Source organism: Caballeronia sp. A2-2 (assembly GCF_057612605.2).
The window spans coordinates 562,120-576,289 of record NZ_JBVFIR010000004.1 but is presented as its reverse complement, the minus strand read 5'-3'; the positions used below and the strand labels follow the sequence as shown (position 1 = coordinate 576,289).

At 59.9% G+C, this 14,170-nt stretch carries 14 protein-coding genes and 1 pseudogene; 5 read left to right on the top strand and 10 right to left on the bottom strand.

Annotation, left to right across the window (positions count from 1 at the left end; translation table 11 throughout):
* Position 1 precedes the first annotated feature (1 nt).
* The 6 genes from ACZCWR_RS33635 to ACZCWR_RS33610 form a co-directional block, all read right to left on the bottom strand.
* Positions 2-412: a DUF6285 domain-containing protein gene (locus ACZCWR_RS33635; RefSeq protein ID WP_487306403.1), complete on the bottom strand. Its 411-nt coding sequence runs from the start codon at positions 410-412 to the stop codon at positions 2-4.
* Positions 405-1,463: a phosphotransferase family protein gene (locus ACZCWR_RS33630; RefSeq protein WP_487306402.1), complete on the bottom strand. Its 1,059-nt coding sequence runs from the start codon at positions 1,461-1,463 to the stop codon at positions 405-407. Before ACZCWR_RS33630 ends, ACZCWR_RS33635 begins: the two co-directional genes overlap by 8 nt.
* Complete coding sequence (locus tag ACZCWR_RS33625) at positions 1,460-2,656, bottom strand: acyl-CoA dehydrogenase family protein (RefSeq protein WP_487306401.1); 1,197 nt, start codon at positions 2,654-2,656, stop codon at positions 1,460-1,462. Before ACZCWR_RS33625 ends, ACZCWR_RS33630 begins: the two co-directional genes overlap by 4 nt.
* A 30-nt stretch (positions 2,657-2,686) precedes the next feature.
* Positions 2,687-4,003, bottom strand: a complete 1,317-nt coding sequence (locus ACZCWR_RS33620) for an MFS transporter (RefSeq protein WP_487306400.1) — start codon at positions 4,001-4,003, stop codon at positions 2,687-2,689.
* A 207-nt stretch (positions 4,004-4,210) separates the two neighbouring features.
* Complete coding sequence (locus tag ACZCWR_RS33615) at positions 4,211-5,140, bottom strand: phosphatidate cytidylyltransferase (protein WP_487306399.1); 930 nt, start codon at positions 5,138-5,140, stop codon at positions 4,211-4,213.
* Positions 5,141-5,147: 7 nt separating this feature from the next.
* On the bottom strand, positions 5,148-5,783 hold the full coding sequence (locus tag ACZCWR_RS33610) for a lysophospholipid acyltransferase family protein (RefSeq protein ID WP_487306398.1): 636 nt from the start codon (positions 5,781-5,783) through the stop codon (positions 5,148-5,150).
* Positions 5,784-6,017: 234 nt separating this feature from the next.
* On the opposite strand from ACZCWR_RS33610, the gene ACZCWR_RS33605 reads away from it, so the two are divergent.
* The gene (locus ACZCWR_RS33605; protein WP_487306397.1) at positions 6,018-6,620 is read left to right on the top strand and encodes a CDP-alcohol phosphatidyltransferase family protein; all 603 of its coding nucleotides are present in this window, start codon (positions 6,018-6,020) and stop codon (positions 6,618-6,620) included.
* Positions 6,621-6,636: 16 nt separating this feature from the next.
* On the opposite strand, the gene ACZCWR_RS33600 is transcribed toward ACZCWR_RS33605, so the two are convergent.
* Entirely contained in the window at positions 6,637-7,155 is a 519-nt protein-coding gene (locus tag ACZCWR_RS33600) for a DUF2628 domain-containing protein (RefSeq protein ID WP_487306396.1), read from the bottom strand.
* A 184-nt stretch (positions 7,156-7,339) separates the two neighbouring features.
* Between ACZCWR_RS33600 and ACZCWR_RS33595 the strand changes: the two genes are divergently transcribed.
* The 4 genes and pseudogenes from ACZCWR_RS33595 to ACZCWR_RS33580 all read left to right on the top strand — a co-directional run bounded on the left by ACZCWR_RS33595 (position 7,340) and on the right by ACZCWR_RS33580 (position 11,470).
* Complete coding sequence (locus ACZCWR_RS33595) at positions 7,340-8,731, top strand: saccharopine dehydrogenase NADP-binding domain-containing protein (protein ID WP_487306395.1); 1,392 nt, start codon at positions 7,340-7,342, stop codon at positions 8,729-8,731.
* A 5-nt stretch (positions 8,732-8,736) separates the two neighbouring features.
* Positions 8,737-9,909 (top strand): annotated as a pseudogene (locus ACZCWR_RS33590) (glutathionylspermidine synthase family protein).
* 6 nt (positions 9,910-9,915) lie between these two features.
* The gene (locus ACZCWR_RS33585; protein WP_487306394.1) at positions 9,916-10,566 is read left to right on the top strand and encodes a hypothetical protein; all 651 of its coding nucleotides are present in this window, start codon (positions 9,916-9,918) and stop codon (positions 10,564-10,566) included.
* Between the two features lie 61 nt (positions 10,567-10,627).
* Positions 10,628-11,470 carry a lysophospholipid acyltransferase family protein gene (locus ACZCWR_RS33580; protein ID WP_487306393.1) on the top strand — a complete coding sequence of 281 codons (843 nt, stop codon included), beginning with the start codon at positions 10,628-10,630 and terminating at the stop codon, positions 11,468-11,470.
* Here ACZCWR_RS33580 and ACZCWR_RS33575 read toward each other — a convergent pair.
* The 3 genes from ACZCWR_RS33575 to ACZCWR_RS33565 form a co-directional block, all read right to left on the bottom strand.
* Positions 11,467-12,765 carry a cytochrome P450 gene (locus ACZCWR_RS33575; RefSeq protein WP_487306392.1) on the bottom strand — a complete coding sequence of 433 codons (1,299 nt, stop codon included), beginning with the start codon at positions 12,763-12,765 and terminating at the stop codon, positions 11,467-11,469. The genes ACZCWR_RS33580 and ACZCWR_RS33575 overlap by 4 nt on opposite strands.
* A 142-nt stretch (positions 12,766-12,907) precedes the next feature.
* A complete protein-coding gene (gene ppnP / locus ACZCWR_RS33570; RefSeq protein WP_487306391.1) occupies positions 12,908-13,228 on the bottom strand; it encodes a pyrimidine/purine nucleoside phosphorylase in 321 nt (106 codons plus the stop codon).
* Positions 13,229-13,294: 66 nt separating this feature from the next.
* Positions 13,295-14,026 carry a winged helix-turn-helix domain-containing protein gene (locus ACZCWR_RS33565; RefSeq protein ID WP_487306390.1) on the bottom strand — a complete coding sequence of 244 codons (732 nt, stop codon included), beginning with the start codon at positions 14,024-14,026 and terminating at the stop codon, positions 13,295-13,297.
* Between the last annotated feature and the right edge of the window lie 144 nt (positions 14,027-14,170).

The window sequence follows — 14,170 nt, the reverse complement described above, 5'->3', positions numbered from 1 at the left end:
ATCAACCGCCCTCCGTGATGCGTTTCGGATTGGTCACTTCGAGCTTCGCATGCACGATTTCGCGCAGCCGCAGCAGATCGCCGGGATTGTCGAGACGCGCATCGAGATGGCCCGCGCGAATGTCATCGGACAGACGTTCGCGTGCGCTGGCAAGACTGTCTTCGAGCGCGCGATCCTGCGATACGGTCTTCGTATTAGCGCGCGCGGTATCGCCCGACAAGTGCGCCAGCGCTTCGAGTTCGGATGCGGCCGCATGACGCGAGACCTTGATCTGCCGCGACACACGCGCAACCGCGCTCGCAACCATTCGCGCTTCATAACGTTGGTGCTCGGGCAGCGCCGCGATCAATTCACGCGTGAGCACCGCATGACATTCGTCGAGCAAGTCGGCGGCGATGAAACCGTCAATCATCGAAACCTCCATCCAGAAGACGCACGATCTCCAGTTCGAGTTCGGGCACGAGTTGCGACGTCAACGCGAGTTCGAGCGAACGTTCCTCGTTCGATGCATGCCGCGCGGTCTGTTGCAGCGCGATCAACGCCCAGCGCAGATGCGCGAGCACTTGCCAATAGCGCAGTTCTTCCGCGCGGAACGTGATGTCGCTTTGATCGCGATAACCGGCGAGAAACGCATCGAGCGAAGCGATGCCGCCCGCTTCGCGGTCCGGCCTTGCGAAGCGCCAGCATCGCGCGGTGAACCAGCCGATATCCTCGCGACGATCGCCCCATCCCGCGAATTCCCAATCGAGAATGCCGGTGAGCTTGCCGCCATCGACCATGTAATTGCCGGTGCGGAAATCGCGGTGTAACAGCACCGGCGCAAGCGGTTCCGGTGCATGCACTTCGCACCAGCGCAGGCCCCATTCGAGCACGGGATAACGCTGGCCCAATGCATCGAAATGCGTGCGATAGCGTTCGATATCCGCGCGCACAGGATGTTCGCGCGGCGCACCTAGAAACGCGAGACCCGTATGTCCCGGCTCGATCGAATGCACGCGTGCGAGATTTGCGCCGAGCGCATGAGCGAGCGCGTTGGGTTCAGGCACGAGCGCCGCATCACGCGTCAGGCGATGCCCCGCCGCGCTGCCCGCCACGCGTTGCATGATGAAGAAGACGCGGCCGATTGGGCTCGGGTCATCGCATAGCCATAAAGGCTCGGGCACGCACACGCCCGCTGCGAAAACCGCTTGCAGCAAGGCATATTCTTCCGCACGGGAACGGCTCACCGCGATGGACGATGCGGAATCCGTGCGCAGCACCCAGTCCTGTTTGCCGTGATGCGGACCGCCGGTCACGTCCGCGCTCAAAGCCCAGTTTTCCTGAATAGCCCCGCCTGAAAGCCGTTTTATCGATGTGATGGCGAGTGCATTCGCGCCTGCTGCATTGCAGAGCCAGCGTGCGAGCGCATCGCGCGTGACAGGTGCATCGATAGGCGCTTCGAGGACCGTGGACATGATGCTCATGCCCACGACCAGAAATCGCGCCGCTCTTCGACGAGCCGTTGCGCGAGCACCATCTTATGGACTTCGGACGCGCCATCGACAAGCCTTGCCTGACGCGCATAACGATAGATCCAGCCCAACGGCGTATCGGTCGAGTAACCGTACGCGCCGCACAGTTGGATTGCCGTATCGACGGCCTTTTGCAGCGCATCCGCGACGACGATCTTCGCCATCGAGATTTCCTTGCGCGCGAAGCTGCCCTGATCGAGCAGCCACGCGGCGCGCATGGTCAGCGTGCGGCCGATGTCGATTTGCAACGCGGCATCGCCCAGCATTTGCTGCACGCTCTCGCGGTCGATCAGCTTGCCCGCGCCGGAATCGCGCTTTTCCACGTATTGCAGCGCGATATCCAGACTGCGTTTGGCAAGTCCGGTCCAGCGCATGCAATGCGTGAGACGCGCCGGGCCGAGGCGCATCTGCGTGATCTTGAGGCCATCGCCGACCGCGCCAAGCCGGTTGTTATCGTCGATGCTCAGTCCTTCGAACGCAATCTCGCAATGCCCGCCATGCTCCTCCGGCCCGATGATGCCGATGCGCCGCACGATATGCCAGCCGGGTTGATCGCGGTCGAACAGGAACGCGGTCAACCCTTTGCGCGGATCATCCGATGTGCGCGCCATGAGAATGAAATGCTGCGCTTCCTCCGCGCCGGTGATGAACCACTTCTTTCCGTTCACGGTCCACTTGCCGTTGGATAAACGCGCGGATGTTTTCATCATCGTCGGGTCGGAACCGGAGCCGGGCGAGGGCTCGGTCATCGCGAAGGACGAGCGCACGCGCCCATCGACAATCGGCTGAAGCCAGCGCGTCTTCTGTTCTTCGGTCGCGGCTTTTTGCAGGATCATCATGTTGCCGTCGTCGGGCGCAGCGCAGTTGAAGACCACGGGTCCGAAGATCGACCAGTTCATTTCCTCGTAGCAGGCGGCCATTTCGTGCATGGAAAGACCTAAGCCGCCGCGTTCGCGTGGCATTTGCGGTGACCACAGGCCGGCGCGCTTTGCCTTGTCACGCAAACGGGCCAGCGCATCCGCAGCGATATTTTCATGCGCGTCGTAACTGGACGGCAGGCTTTCGAGCGGTACGATTTCCTCGGCGACAAACTCGCGATACCGTTCGCGCAGCGCACGCAGTTCGGGGCTCAGGCTAAAGTCCATGTGTATCCTTTCTTTGTTTTCGAAATCGATTCAACGATTCACTAGCTTTGCAGGCACGAGCAGCACCGCGAACGCGGCCGCGGCGAGAATCAGCGCGAAGAAATACATGCTGCCGTTGGTGCTGTGCGTGAGGTCCGCGAGCAGACCCACGAGCCAGGTGCTTAGGAATCCCGCAAGATTACCGATTGAATTCACAAGCGCGATGCCCGCAGCCGCGGCCGCGCCGCCGAGGAACGCGGCCGGGAGGCTCCAGAACGCCGCCTGCGCGGCGGATGCGCCCATCGTCGCGAGCGTGAGGCCGGTCATTGCGAGCACGAGGTTGTGCGAACCGTAAGCGCTCAATGCGAGACCGATGGCGCACACGAGCGTCGGCACGACCGTATGCCAGCGACGCTCGCCGCGACGGTCCGCGCTGCGCGAAACGAGGTACATGGCGACCATCGCGAAGAGATAGGGCACGGCGGTCATGAGGCCGATATCGCGTGGCTGCGTGACGCCTGCCTGCTTGATGAGCGTGGGCAACCAGAAGCTCAGCACATAGATGCCGAGCGCGACGCCGAAATAAATCACGGAAAGCAGCCACACCTGCGGGCTTTTGAATGCCGAACCGATCGATGCATGCGAAGATTTGGTGGCATCTTCACGCGCGATATTGGCGCGCAGCGTGGCCTTTTCGCCATCGTTGAGCCACTTCGCTTTCTCGATGCTGTTCGGCAGATAGAGAATGATGACGACGGAGAGAATCAGCGAAGGAATGGCTTCGATGAGGAAGAGCCATTGCCAGCCGCGCAGGCCGTGGGCATCGCTCATCAATTGCAGGATCATGCCGGAGACGGGCGCGCCGAGAATGCCCGCCATCGGAATGGCGGCGAGAAAGAGCGCGGTGATGCGGCCGCGTCGCGCGGCGGGCCACCAGTAGGTCAGATAAAGCAGAATGCCCGGAATAAAGCCCGCTTCCGCCGCGCCGAGCAGAAAGCGCAGGATATAGAACTGCGTCGGCGTCCTGACGAACGCCGTGAGCGCGGAGAGAATCGCCCAACTGAACATGATGCGCGCAATCCACATGCGCGCGCCCACTCGATGAAGAATCACATTGCTGGGCACTTCGAAGATCACATAACCCACGAAGAAGATGCCCGCGCCGAGACCATAGATCGACTGACTGTAGTTCAGGTCCGCGAGCATTTGCAGCTTCGCGAAGCCCACGTTCACGCGGTCGAGATACGCGGCCAGATACGAGATGAAAAGAATGGGCAGCAGGCGGCGCGTGACCTTCGCATAGAGCGCGCTTTCCGAAAGCGCGCTGGACGCGGCGGCGTCGTCCCAGGGCGCGGTGGCTTGTCTCATGGGCTTGTCTCCGTAGTTTCGATGCGGCTGTGTGATGCGTGCCGCAACTACGGGATGACTTTGCAAGCATTGGGCCAGTTTTGCCCGCTGCCGAAAGAGCCTTGTTCGACAAGGCTCGGCGAGACGCCGTGCGGGTTTTCCCTCGGCATCCCGATTGTTTCAAGCGTGTTTCAACTACGTTGCATGTGTTTCGATTGAAACGCCGGTCTAGACGTAGAGATACCGCACGAGATGAAAGAACACTGGCGCGGCGAAGCAGATGGAATCCACGCGATCCAGCATGCCGCCGTGACCTGCGATCATCGATCCCCAGTCCTTCGCGCCGAGCGAGCGCTTGACGGCCGACAGGACCAATCCGCCGATGAACCCCGCCAGCACGATGGCAAGCGACATCCCGAGCGCGCCGGGAAACGTGAACGGCGTCACGCGATAAAGCGCCGCGCCGCACAGCGTCGCCAGCGCACCGCCGCCGATGAAACCCTCGACGGTCTTCGAAGGCGACAGCGCAGGCGCGATCTTGCGGCGTCCGAACAACTTGCCGAAGACATACTGCAAGACATCGCTGATTTGCACGACCAGCAGGAAATAGAACAGCAGCAAGGCGTTTTGCCCGCGATAAGCGGGAATATCCAGCGTAAGCAGCGCCGCTGCATGACTCAATCCGTAGACGCACACCATCAACGCCCAGTTGATGCGCGCATTGCGGCTCAGGAAATCGCGCGTGTCCTGCGTGAGCGCGGAAACCAGCGACATCGCGAAGAACAAATGCACCGGTACGAAGATCGAATACATGCCGTACCAGTCGATCGCAAGAAGAACGTACTGAACGGGAACCGCCACGAAGAAGGCAAGAAAGAGGGCAGTGTGATCGCTCGCCGTGGTCGGCGTGAGCGTGATGAATTCGCGCAAGGCGAGAAACGAAAGCAGCGCGAAGGCAATGCACGTGGCCGTCGTGCCGAGGCCGATAGCGACCGCCATGAGCGCGACCATGCCCCACCACGCGCGGATACGCTCGTTCAGATTGACGATGACTTCGCTGCGACCGTTCGGACGCGCACCGAGCATCACGCCGATGATGGTGGCCACGGTCAGCAACACGGCCACCGCCGCAATCAGTTTCCAGAATAAGACGGGCATGGTCAGGCTATCCGAGTGTCTGAGATGAGGAGGGCGCGAGCGCGATCAATGCATCGCGCATGCGTTGCAGGAAGGTAGCTTTGTCTTCGTGCGGCCGAGTGGTTTCATTCGCGCCGAAGTGCGCCCGGCAGATCAACGGAATCGGCAGAATCGCGCCCTTGGGCATGACCCGTTGAAGGTTTTCCAGATAGACAGGCGCAAGCGCAACGTGCGGAAACTCGCTTGCCAGATGGAATATTCCGCTCTTGAACGGTTGAGGCAACGCATCTGCGCCGCGCGTGCCTTCGGGAAAAATAATGATCGATGCGCCTTGTGCCAAGGCATCGCGAACGGGGTCGAGCGGATCGCGGCCGGTTTCGCGTTTCCGGTCGATCAGCACCGCATTGAGCAACTTGTTTGCGATGTAGCGCCGGACTGCGCCGCCGTTCCAGTAATCCAGCGCGGCCACCGGGCGCACTGTGTTGCGTACATCGCGCGGCAGGGCGGCGAGGATCGCGAGTGTATCGATATGACTCGTGTGATTGGAGAAATAAAGTCTCTGCCCGATGTCCGGCTTGGTTGCGTGCCAGACAGGATAAGCGCCCGCGATGAGTCGCACGAGCATGAGTAAGGCGTCGCGTTGCCACGCGTGGTAGGGCTTCATGGATGAGAGAAAGTCCTTTGAATGGGCGTGATGCATTTCTGGCACGCTTGCCGCGAATTGCCAAGACGCGTTGACAAGAAGTGTCGAATATCGAAGTGAGATAACAAATCTGCTCAAGAGATAGGCTTCGTCATCCTGATGGTTGACATGAGGTGAACGCGCACCGATAGTAGCGGCCACTCAGAACCGCCGGGGCATCATGCCGATGCCTACGCGTCCCTGTTGGATCACGCCATGAGCCTTTACGCCCTCAAGCCTCGGTTTCAAAATCTGCTGCGCCCTTTGACTAACGGTCTCGCTAAACGCGGCATCACCGCGAATCAAGTCACGGTTGCGGCGGCGGTGCTCTCCATCATGGTCGGTGCGCTCGCCGCGTTCGGCTATCCGCGACGTGGCGTGTTCCTGCTCGTGCCGTTGTGGCTGTTCATTCGCATGGCGTTCAACGCGATCGACGGCATGCTGGCGCGTGAGCACGCACAGAAAAGTACGTTGGGCGCATACCTCAACGAACTGGGCGATATCGTTTCCGATGCCGCGCTCGTGCTGCCGTTTCTTGTCGTGCCCGGACTGGCTTCGTTCGAGCTTTGGCTATTCGTTTGGGTAGCGTGTGTGGTCGAATGCGCCGGGTTGATCGGGCCGCTTGCAGGCGCGAGCCGTCGTTATGACGGACCGTTCGGCAAGAGCGACCGTGCGCTGGTTTTGGGCGCGGTCGCGCTTTGGGTGGGGATGGGTTTCGCGGTCGGTGAGTGGGGTGTGTGGTTGTGGCGTGTGTTGATCGCGCTATCGGTATGGACGGCGCTCAGGCGCGTGATGGCAGGCGTTGCCGAGACGCGCTGAGGGCCGTTGCCGATAATTATGGAGTCACGTAGAGGATCATCGACACCAACCCCACGGTGATGACGATGGCGAGAATCCATGCCGCTACGGGATTGGTGCCGCCTTCGACGCTAAGCACGGCGTCCAGTGCATCCGGCGACAGCCCGCGCGCTCGCAGTTTCGTGATCCTTCTTTGGACATGCTCGTGGTAAAGCACGTTGCCGCAAATCCCGAGAACGAACGGAAAGAGATTGGCCACGATTGTGCCGCCGGCCGGGATCACGGCATCCATAAGCAATTGAAGCAGGACTGCGACGACGAAATACGCAGCCGTTTGCCAATACATTTTTCTATAGAGCATCCAGACAGGGCTGATCAAAAACGCCGCTGCGTTCCAGCTTATCTTCGGTTGCCCTGTCTCCGAACGCTTCGCCCATTTGCGCGCATAGTAATCGGCGTTCTTTCCGACAAAGAGCTGCGTGTCTTTATCGAGTGCAGACACTGCACTCTGCTCCGGCGCTGGCTGTGTGGTTTGCGGAAGTTGGTCTTGTTCCATGATGCCTCTGTGTTGGTCGGTTGTTCGAATCATTCCCCGGGGATGGAGCATTGCACCGGGCATCGACCTTGTCCACTCAACACACGGGATTTGAGGAAATTTGAAGAATTCGATCGACTGAATTCAGAGGTCGATTGGTATGCTTGCGTTGCCGCATGAGAGAAGAAAAAAGTCGATAAGCTGCATGAATCAAATTCGCAAGTTCGTCATCGTAGGCTTTGGGAACATCGGGCAAGCCGTCACGCCCTTGCTTCGCAATACGTTTCCCGGCTGGCCGATCACCGTGCTCGAGCAACGTGGCGATCAAACGCGGCTGAATATCGCGGCGCAGTTCGGCGTGGCGTTGATCGAATGCCGTGTGACCGAAGCAAACTTCGGTGCAGTGCTGCGTCCGCTGCTGCAAGCGGGCGATATCCTCCTCAACCTCGCTCACGCAGTCAGTTCGTTTGCGTTGATCCGTCTTGCTCAGGATGTAGGTGCGCTCTATCTCGACACGGGCATCGAGCCTTGGGAATACGTATTTGAAACGGATTCCGAAACATCGAACTATGCGTTGCGCGAGCGCATGCTCGCCCTCAAACGCGAGCGTGCCGGTCTGAGCACAGCGCTCGTTGCTCACGGCGCGAATCCCGGCTTCGTATCGATACTCGTCAAAGCGGCGTTGCTGGAGATGGCGAAAACGTCCTTGCCGGAACGCAAGGCATCGATGCCGCCAGCGACACGCGAAGCGTGGGCGGAACTGGCCGCCGCACTGGATATTCGCGTGATTCAAATCTCGGAGTGCGATACGCAGCGTGAGCCCGCCCGCGCGTTGCCGAATGTATTTGTGAACACATGGTCGGTGGAGGGTTTCGTCGCCGAGTGCATGCAGGAAGCCGAGCTTGGCTGGGGCAATCACGAAGACGTCATGCCACCGGGTGCGCACGTTCATTGTCATGGCTGTCGCGCGGCCATTCGGCTCGCCACACGTGGGCACGAAACCATCGTCAAGTCCTGGACGCTGTTACGCGGCGAATTCTCCGCCTGTGTGCTCACGCATAACGAATCGATCTCCATCGCGGACTATCTCACGTTGGGCGCACCTGATGCGCCGATGCATCGGCCAACTGTCTATTACGCGTATCGGCCGATGGACGCTGCAATCGGGTCGATGCATCGTTTGAATAGAGATGCTGCCTTCGCGTGTGAACAAAGCCGCGTCCTCAAACACGAACTGATCGATGGAGAAGACGAACTTGGCGTGTTTCTGATGAGCGGTAACGGAACCTCGCTATGGCTCGGCTCGGCTTTGTCGATTCAACGAACGCGCAGCCTCGCGCCGCTGAATAACGCAACCAGCTTGCAAGTCGCCTCCAGCATCGTCGGTGGCATCGCATGGATGCTCGATCATCCTAACGAAGGCATCGTCGAATCGGATGAACTCGATCACGTCGCGCTGCTCGATTCGGTATTGCCGTATTGGGAGCCCATGCAGCGTTGCTACACGAACTGGCGTCCTTCTCATAAGCATCGCGAACTAACGTTTTCCGAGTTTCTTTTGCCTCAACGCAAGCTCGAACCCTCATCGAATCTCTGATACCCATGGAACGCATCCCGCAACAACCCCGCTTCGACTGGCCAAAGCGCCTTGAATCGATCGGCTTTCACTTTCACTCGCTCGATGAAAACGACGTTCCTCAGCCTGTCGATCAACATACCTTCGTCTATTGGCGCGAGGACATCGCCTATCGCTTTTCGGAAGCGGAAATAGAGCGCATGTATGCGGCCGCGCTCGAACTGAACCGCTGCTGTCTCGCGGCAGTCGAGCATGTGATCGAGCATGATCTGTTTCACAGGCTCGGCATTTCAGCGCCCTTCGCGAAATGGATTCGCACATCATGGGAGCGCGATGATCCCACGCTTTACGGCCGCTTCGATCTCACCATCGGCGCGGACGGTCAGCCGAAGATGTACGAGTACAACGCGGACACGCCGACATCCATCATCGAGGCGAGTCTTGCTCAGTGGTTCTGGAAAGAGGACGTGCGTCCCGGCGACGATCAGTTCAACAGTCTGCACGAGTCACTGATCGAACGCTGGCGCTGGATTCGCAGACATTATGCCGATGCGCGCCTGCTTCACTTCGCCTGCATGTTCGATAGCCAGGAAGATATCTGCAACGTGGAGTATCTGATGGACACCGCCGTGCAGGCGGGCTGGGCGGTCAAGCTGATCGACATGCAGGATATCGGCAGCGACGGGCGCGGTGGTTTCATCGATATGGAAAATCAGCATATCGAACTTATTTTCAAACTCTATCCGTGGGAATGGATGGCGAATTCCGCGTATGCATCGGATCTTTTCATGGACCAGTGCCGTTGGGTGGAGCCGCCATGGAAGGCGGTGTTGTCGAACAAGGGCATTTTGCCGATCTTGTGGGAGCTGTTTCCTGGGCACCCGAATCTGCTCGAAGCCTCGTTCGATGAAGCGCATTTTCGCGGGCGTCCATTCGCGAAAAAGCCGCTGCTTTCGCGGGAAGGCGCGAACGTCACGCTCGTGACGCCCGACGGACGGTTCGAGAACGGCGGCGAGTATGGCGAGGAAGGTTACGTCTATCAGGCGTGGGCGCCGACGCCGCGCTTCGGCGATCGCTTCGTCACGCTCGGCGCGTGAATCGTGGACGATGCGCCCGCCGGCCTGTGCGTGCGCGAGCAGTCTGGACCCATCGCCACGAATACCTCGAACTTCGTCCCTCACTATTTCAGCAAGCCCTGACGCATCATGGCCAAGAACAAGCAACATCCGCAGGATCGTGGTGGTTTTGTCGGGTCTCGCAAGCCGAGCGCGACATCGCCGGCCTTGGAAGTACGAAACAACACCAAACCGGTGCTGGTGATTACTGGTATCACTGCTGCATCGTTGACGGCCATTGTCGTCGGCATGCTGTGTACCGATCCCGCCGATCCGGTGATCGACGTGGAACGCGCTCAATACGCGACGCGGGAAGCGTGTCTGGATGACTGGAACAATCCGGCGGATTGCCAGCAGGTCGATGACGATGCGGACGTGGACCCGGACGTGAACGCGTTGGCATCTTTGGACAGTGGCGCGGCGAGCGAAACGACGAGCACATCGAGCGGTGGTTCCGTTGTGCATCATTCGCACGTGAGTCACAGCGGTTGGTACGGACCGTACTACACCCGCAGCGGCACGATCTATCACAACAACGGCTTGAGCACGACGGGTCACGTGCCCGCTACTGTTCATGGGCAAACGTCGTCTGTGACCATGCGCAGTACTTGGTTGGGTTCGGGATCGAGCGCCTACAGTCATTCGCCGAGTTCGGTTTCGCGCTGGGAGAGTGCTGTCGTTTCGCGTGGCGGATTCACGTCGGGGCATGGCGGTGGGTTCGGTGGATCGCAGGGCGGCTGACGTTTTCCAACCCAGCCGCGATCGCCCAAAAAATAGTTCATTTATTCAGTCAGTATGCTTCATGCCTCAAATCAAATTTTCTTACGCGAGCCAGGTGACGCATCCGGTTTCGCGATGGGTCGTCAAGCTCGTCGAACGTGTCGCCTCGCGCGCGAAGCTCGAGATCCTTTACCTGACCAATCGACATCGCCCGGTCCACGGCGAGACCTTCTGGAGCGCTGCCGTTCGTTTGCTGAAGCTCGACGTCCGATACGACCAAGGCGCGCTTGCGCGCGTGTCGGCGAAGGTTCCGCTCGTCGTCGTGGCGAACCACCCGTATGGCGCGCTCGATGGCCTCACGCTGTCATGGCTGCTCGAAAAGGTGCGCGGCGACGTCAGGATCATGATGAGTGCGGTGCTGGAAACGGTGCCCGAGCTGGCGCCTTATATCATCCCCGTCGATCTTTCGGACCGGCCTGAGGCCATGAGCAGGAATCTCGCGGCAAGGCGTAGCGCGTTCGACCATGTGCAGCAGGGCGGCGCGCTTGTCGTGTTTCCGGCCGGTCTGATTTCGACGTCCGCCGACCGATGGGGCCGCGGTATCGCCATCGACTCCGAATGGAAGACCTTCTCCGCGCAACTGGCCCGCCGCACCGGCGCGAGTGTGTTGCCGGTGTTTTTTCGTGGCCAGAACAGCCGGCTTTTCCAGTGCGCGAGCCACATACACCGCTCGCTCAAGCTAGCGCTGATCTTCAGGGAAGTGGTGCGCAGAACCAATTCCACGGTGGATGTCGTCATTGGCGAACTCATTGCGCCCGAGGAGATCGGCCGCATGGGCGATAACGGCCAGATCACTCAGGCGCTTCGACGGCGCACGTATGCGCTCGCGGCATCGACGCACGGCGACGAAGACCGAATGCTCTAACGCCGCGACACGCGCATTTTCATTCCGTATTGCGGCCGCGTGGTGATCCGCACGTGCGGGACGACGCGGTGTCCCTCGACGAGATCGAAGCGAAAGTGCCGCAGCAGCCAGGTCAGGACGATCGACATCTCGGTCATGGCAAAGCTCATGCCGATGCAGACCCGTCCGCCCGCGCCGAACGGTATATAGGCAAAACGCGGAATTGCCTCGCGACGCGGGGCGAGAAAACGCGCGGGATCGAAAAGATCGGGCTCTTCCCATAACGTGCGATGCCGATGCAGGACATACGGCGCCACGGAGACGACCGTGCCGGCGGCAATGGGCATGCCGCCGAGCACGTCGTCGTTCAGGGCAATGCGGCTCATCAGCGAGATCGGCGGATAGAGCCGCATGGCCTCTTCGATTACCGCGCGCGTGACGGGCGGCACGTCTGCGCCGGACGAATCATTCGGCATGCGATCTATTTCCTCTTCCACGCGCGCGCGCCATGACGGCGATTGCGAAAGAAGATAGAGCGTCCATGTCAGCGCATTGGCGGAGGTGTCGTGTCCCGCGCCGATGAACGTGATCAGGTTGTCGTGCACGTCCTGACGGCTCAAACCCTGATCCGAGGGATCGCGCGCGGTCAGAAGACGCGTCAGCAGATCGTCGGGGACGGCGTTCCCTGCATCGAGCAGGCGAAGACGGATGGCGATCATCTCATCGACGAGATCGGACGCGAAGCGGATTGCCTGACGCCCGCGAACTCGGTTCATGCGCGGCAGGTAATCGGGCAAACCGAGAAGGTCGAAGAGATCGTGGCGGCCAAGCGTCTCGAAGTAGCGTGCAATCACGCGCTGAAATTCACCCGGCGCGCAGGCGATGCCATCCGAGAAAAGCGTGGCTTCGAGCATTTGAAACGTGACAACGCCCATTTCCTCGGCAACGTCCAGCACCGGTGCCGGGTCGGCATGCAAGCGCTGTTCGAGTTCGCTCACATAGCGTTCCGCGACGTGGTTCATGGCGTCCGCCATGGCGGCGACGCGGGCAGGCGCGAACATCGGCGCGAGAAGATGCCGCTGACGACGCCATTCGTCGGTGCTCGCCGTGATAAGTCCTGCGCCGAGCGCAGGCCGCAAGAGCCGCAACTGAAGCTCGTTCTTCGGGTAGTTCCGCATGTTCGCCACGAAGACGCGATGTATTGCGTCCGGGTCGTTGATGAGCGCGCGGCGGTCCACGAAGGTCTTGCGTATCTGCACCGGAATTTCGAAGTCCGGTCTGGACCAGATATGCAAGGCATTCCGGCGCAGCGCCATGATCAGTGCAAGCGGCCCGAGCGGACGAGCAGGTGGAAGGGGAAAGGGAGGACGAAAGGATAAAGCCGAATTCATAAATGCCACATCGATACTGCAAAATCACGTTCAAAATGCGGCGGGCTTCCACCCACCGCGTCTTGCCTCACAAATAACTGCAAACATAATCCAGCGTCTCGATCACCTCGATATCAAACCGGCTCTTCCCCTGCACCGAGAACGATTCCCCCGCACCATACGTCTTCCACTCCTCCTGACCTTCCAGGCGAATGCGGCACTGTCCCGCCTGCACTTCCATCAATTCCGGCGAATCGGTTCCGAAGTTGAGCGTGCCCGGCAAAATGACACCGAGCGTCTTCCTGGAACCATCGGCGAAGAGCACGGTATGCGACACACACTTACCGTCGAAGTACACATTGGCGCGCTTGACGACTGAGACCTGATCGAATTGCGTGGTGGATGACATGGCGAAGTTTCTTCGAGTAGTGAATGAGCCCGTCATCATACCGAAGGTCGATCTCGGGCATTCCCCCTAGAAGAAATATTCCCCATCCGGCACGAACATATAGCCGATGCTCCGCAATGTCTGAATACGCCGAGGCACCGCCGGATTCTCTTCGAGCAAGCGCCGCAGCCGCCAAACCGGGACATCGATGCCGCGCTCCGTGACGGAAGAATGCGGCCCGTGCAGCATCTCGATCAACCGCACACGCGACAGCGCCTGCATGGGATGCTGCGTGAACACGGCCAGCAAGGCATATTCGCCGCTCGTCAGCCTGATCGGCGTGTGATCGCGTAACAGCGTGCGCGTGTTGTAGTCCACCATGAACGGGCCGAAATGAAACGGCGGAGTTGCAAGTGCAAGCGCGCCCGGCAGCGCGTTGCCATCGTGTCGTCGCAACACGGCATGAATGCGCGTGAGCAATTCATCAGGCATGCTTTGCTTTCCGAAGTAGTCGTCAGCGCCGAGGCCCAGGCTCGTCACGCGCTCCATGTCCGAATGGCTCGCCGTGAGCATGATGATGGGGCACGCCGCCACGTTCGCGCGCAGGATCTTGAGCGCGGTGAGCACATCGACGAGGGGCATGGTGAGGTCGAGCAAGATGACAGTCGGATTCGTATGGCCGATGGTCCGGCTCAATACATCAATATTCGAGATCAGGGAAAGTTCGACTTCGCGCCGCGTCAAGAATGCGCGCAACGAATTGCCTCGCGGGGCATCGTCACTGACAAGCAGTACATGAATGATGGATGTTTCGGACATGGGCAGCGCACGGGTCGATGTTGAGCGACGCGTCATGCATGCATGAGTCGCGAATAAAGAATAAGTCGAAAACAGCGCGTCGAACGATTACGGTTACTTCGTGGTATTTACCATTTATTACTGAGTCATCGCGCCAACGGCCGC

Coding starts and splice junctions, on each gene's coding strand:
- ACZCWR_RS33635 (WP_487306403.1), bottom strand. CDS start 412: ATGATTGACGGTTTCATCGCCGCCGACTTGCTCGACGAATGTCATGCG.
- ACZCWR_RS33630 (WP_487306402.1), bottom strand. CDS start 1,463: ATGAGCATCATGTCCACGGTCCTCGAAGCGCCTATCGATGCACCTGTC.
- ACZCWR_RS33625 (WP_487306401.1), bottom strand. CDS start 2,656: ATGGACTTTAGCCTGAGCCCCGAACTGCGTGCGCTGCGCGAACGGTAT.
- ACZCWR_RS33620 (WP_487306400.1), bottom strand. CDS start 4,003: ATGAGACAAGCCACCGCGCCCTGGGACGACGCCGCCGCGTCCAGCGCG.
- ACZCWR_RS33615 (WP_487306399.1), bottom strand. CDS start 5,140: ATGCCCGTCTTATTCTGGAAACTGATTGCGGCGGTGGCCGTGTTGCTG.
- ACZCWR_RS33610 (WP_487306398.1), bottom strand. CDS start 5,783: ATGAAGCCCTACCACGCGTGGCAACGCGACGCCTTACTCATGCTCGTG.
- ACZCWR_RS33605 (WP_487306397.1), top strand. CDS start 6,018: ATGAGCCTTTACGCCCTCAAGCCTCGGTTTCAAAATCTGCTGCGCCCT.
- ACZCWR_RS33600 (WP_487306396.1), bottom strand. CDS start 7,155: ATGGAACAAGACCAACTTCCGCAAACCACACAGCCAGCGCCGGAGCAG.
- ACZCWR_RS33595 (WP_487306395.1), top strand. CDS start 7,340: ATGAATCAAATTCGCAAGTTCGTCATCGTAGGCTTTGGGAACATCGGG.
- ACZCWR_RS33585 (WP_487306394.1), top strand. CDS start 9,916: ATGGCCAAGAACAAGCAACATCCGCAGGATCGTGGTGGTTTTGTCGGG.
- ACZCWR_RS33580 (WP_487306393.1), top strand. CDS start 10,628: ATGCCTCAAATCAAATTTTCTTACGCGAGCCAGGTGACGCATCCGGTT.
- ACZCWR_RS33575 (WP_487306392.1), bottom strand. CDS start 12,765: ATGGCGCTGCGCCGGAATGCCTTGCATATCTGGTCCAGACCGGACTTC.
- ppnP (WP_487306391.1), bottom strand. CDS start 13,228: ATGTCATCCACCACGCAATTCGATCAGGTCTCAGTCGTCAAGCGCGCC.
- ACZCWR_RS33565 (WP_487306390.1), bottom strand. CDS start 14,026: ATGTCCGAAACATCCATCATTCATGTACTGCTTGTCAGTGACGATGCC.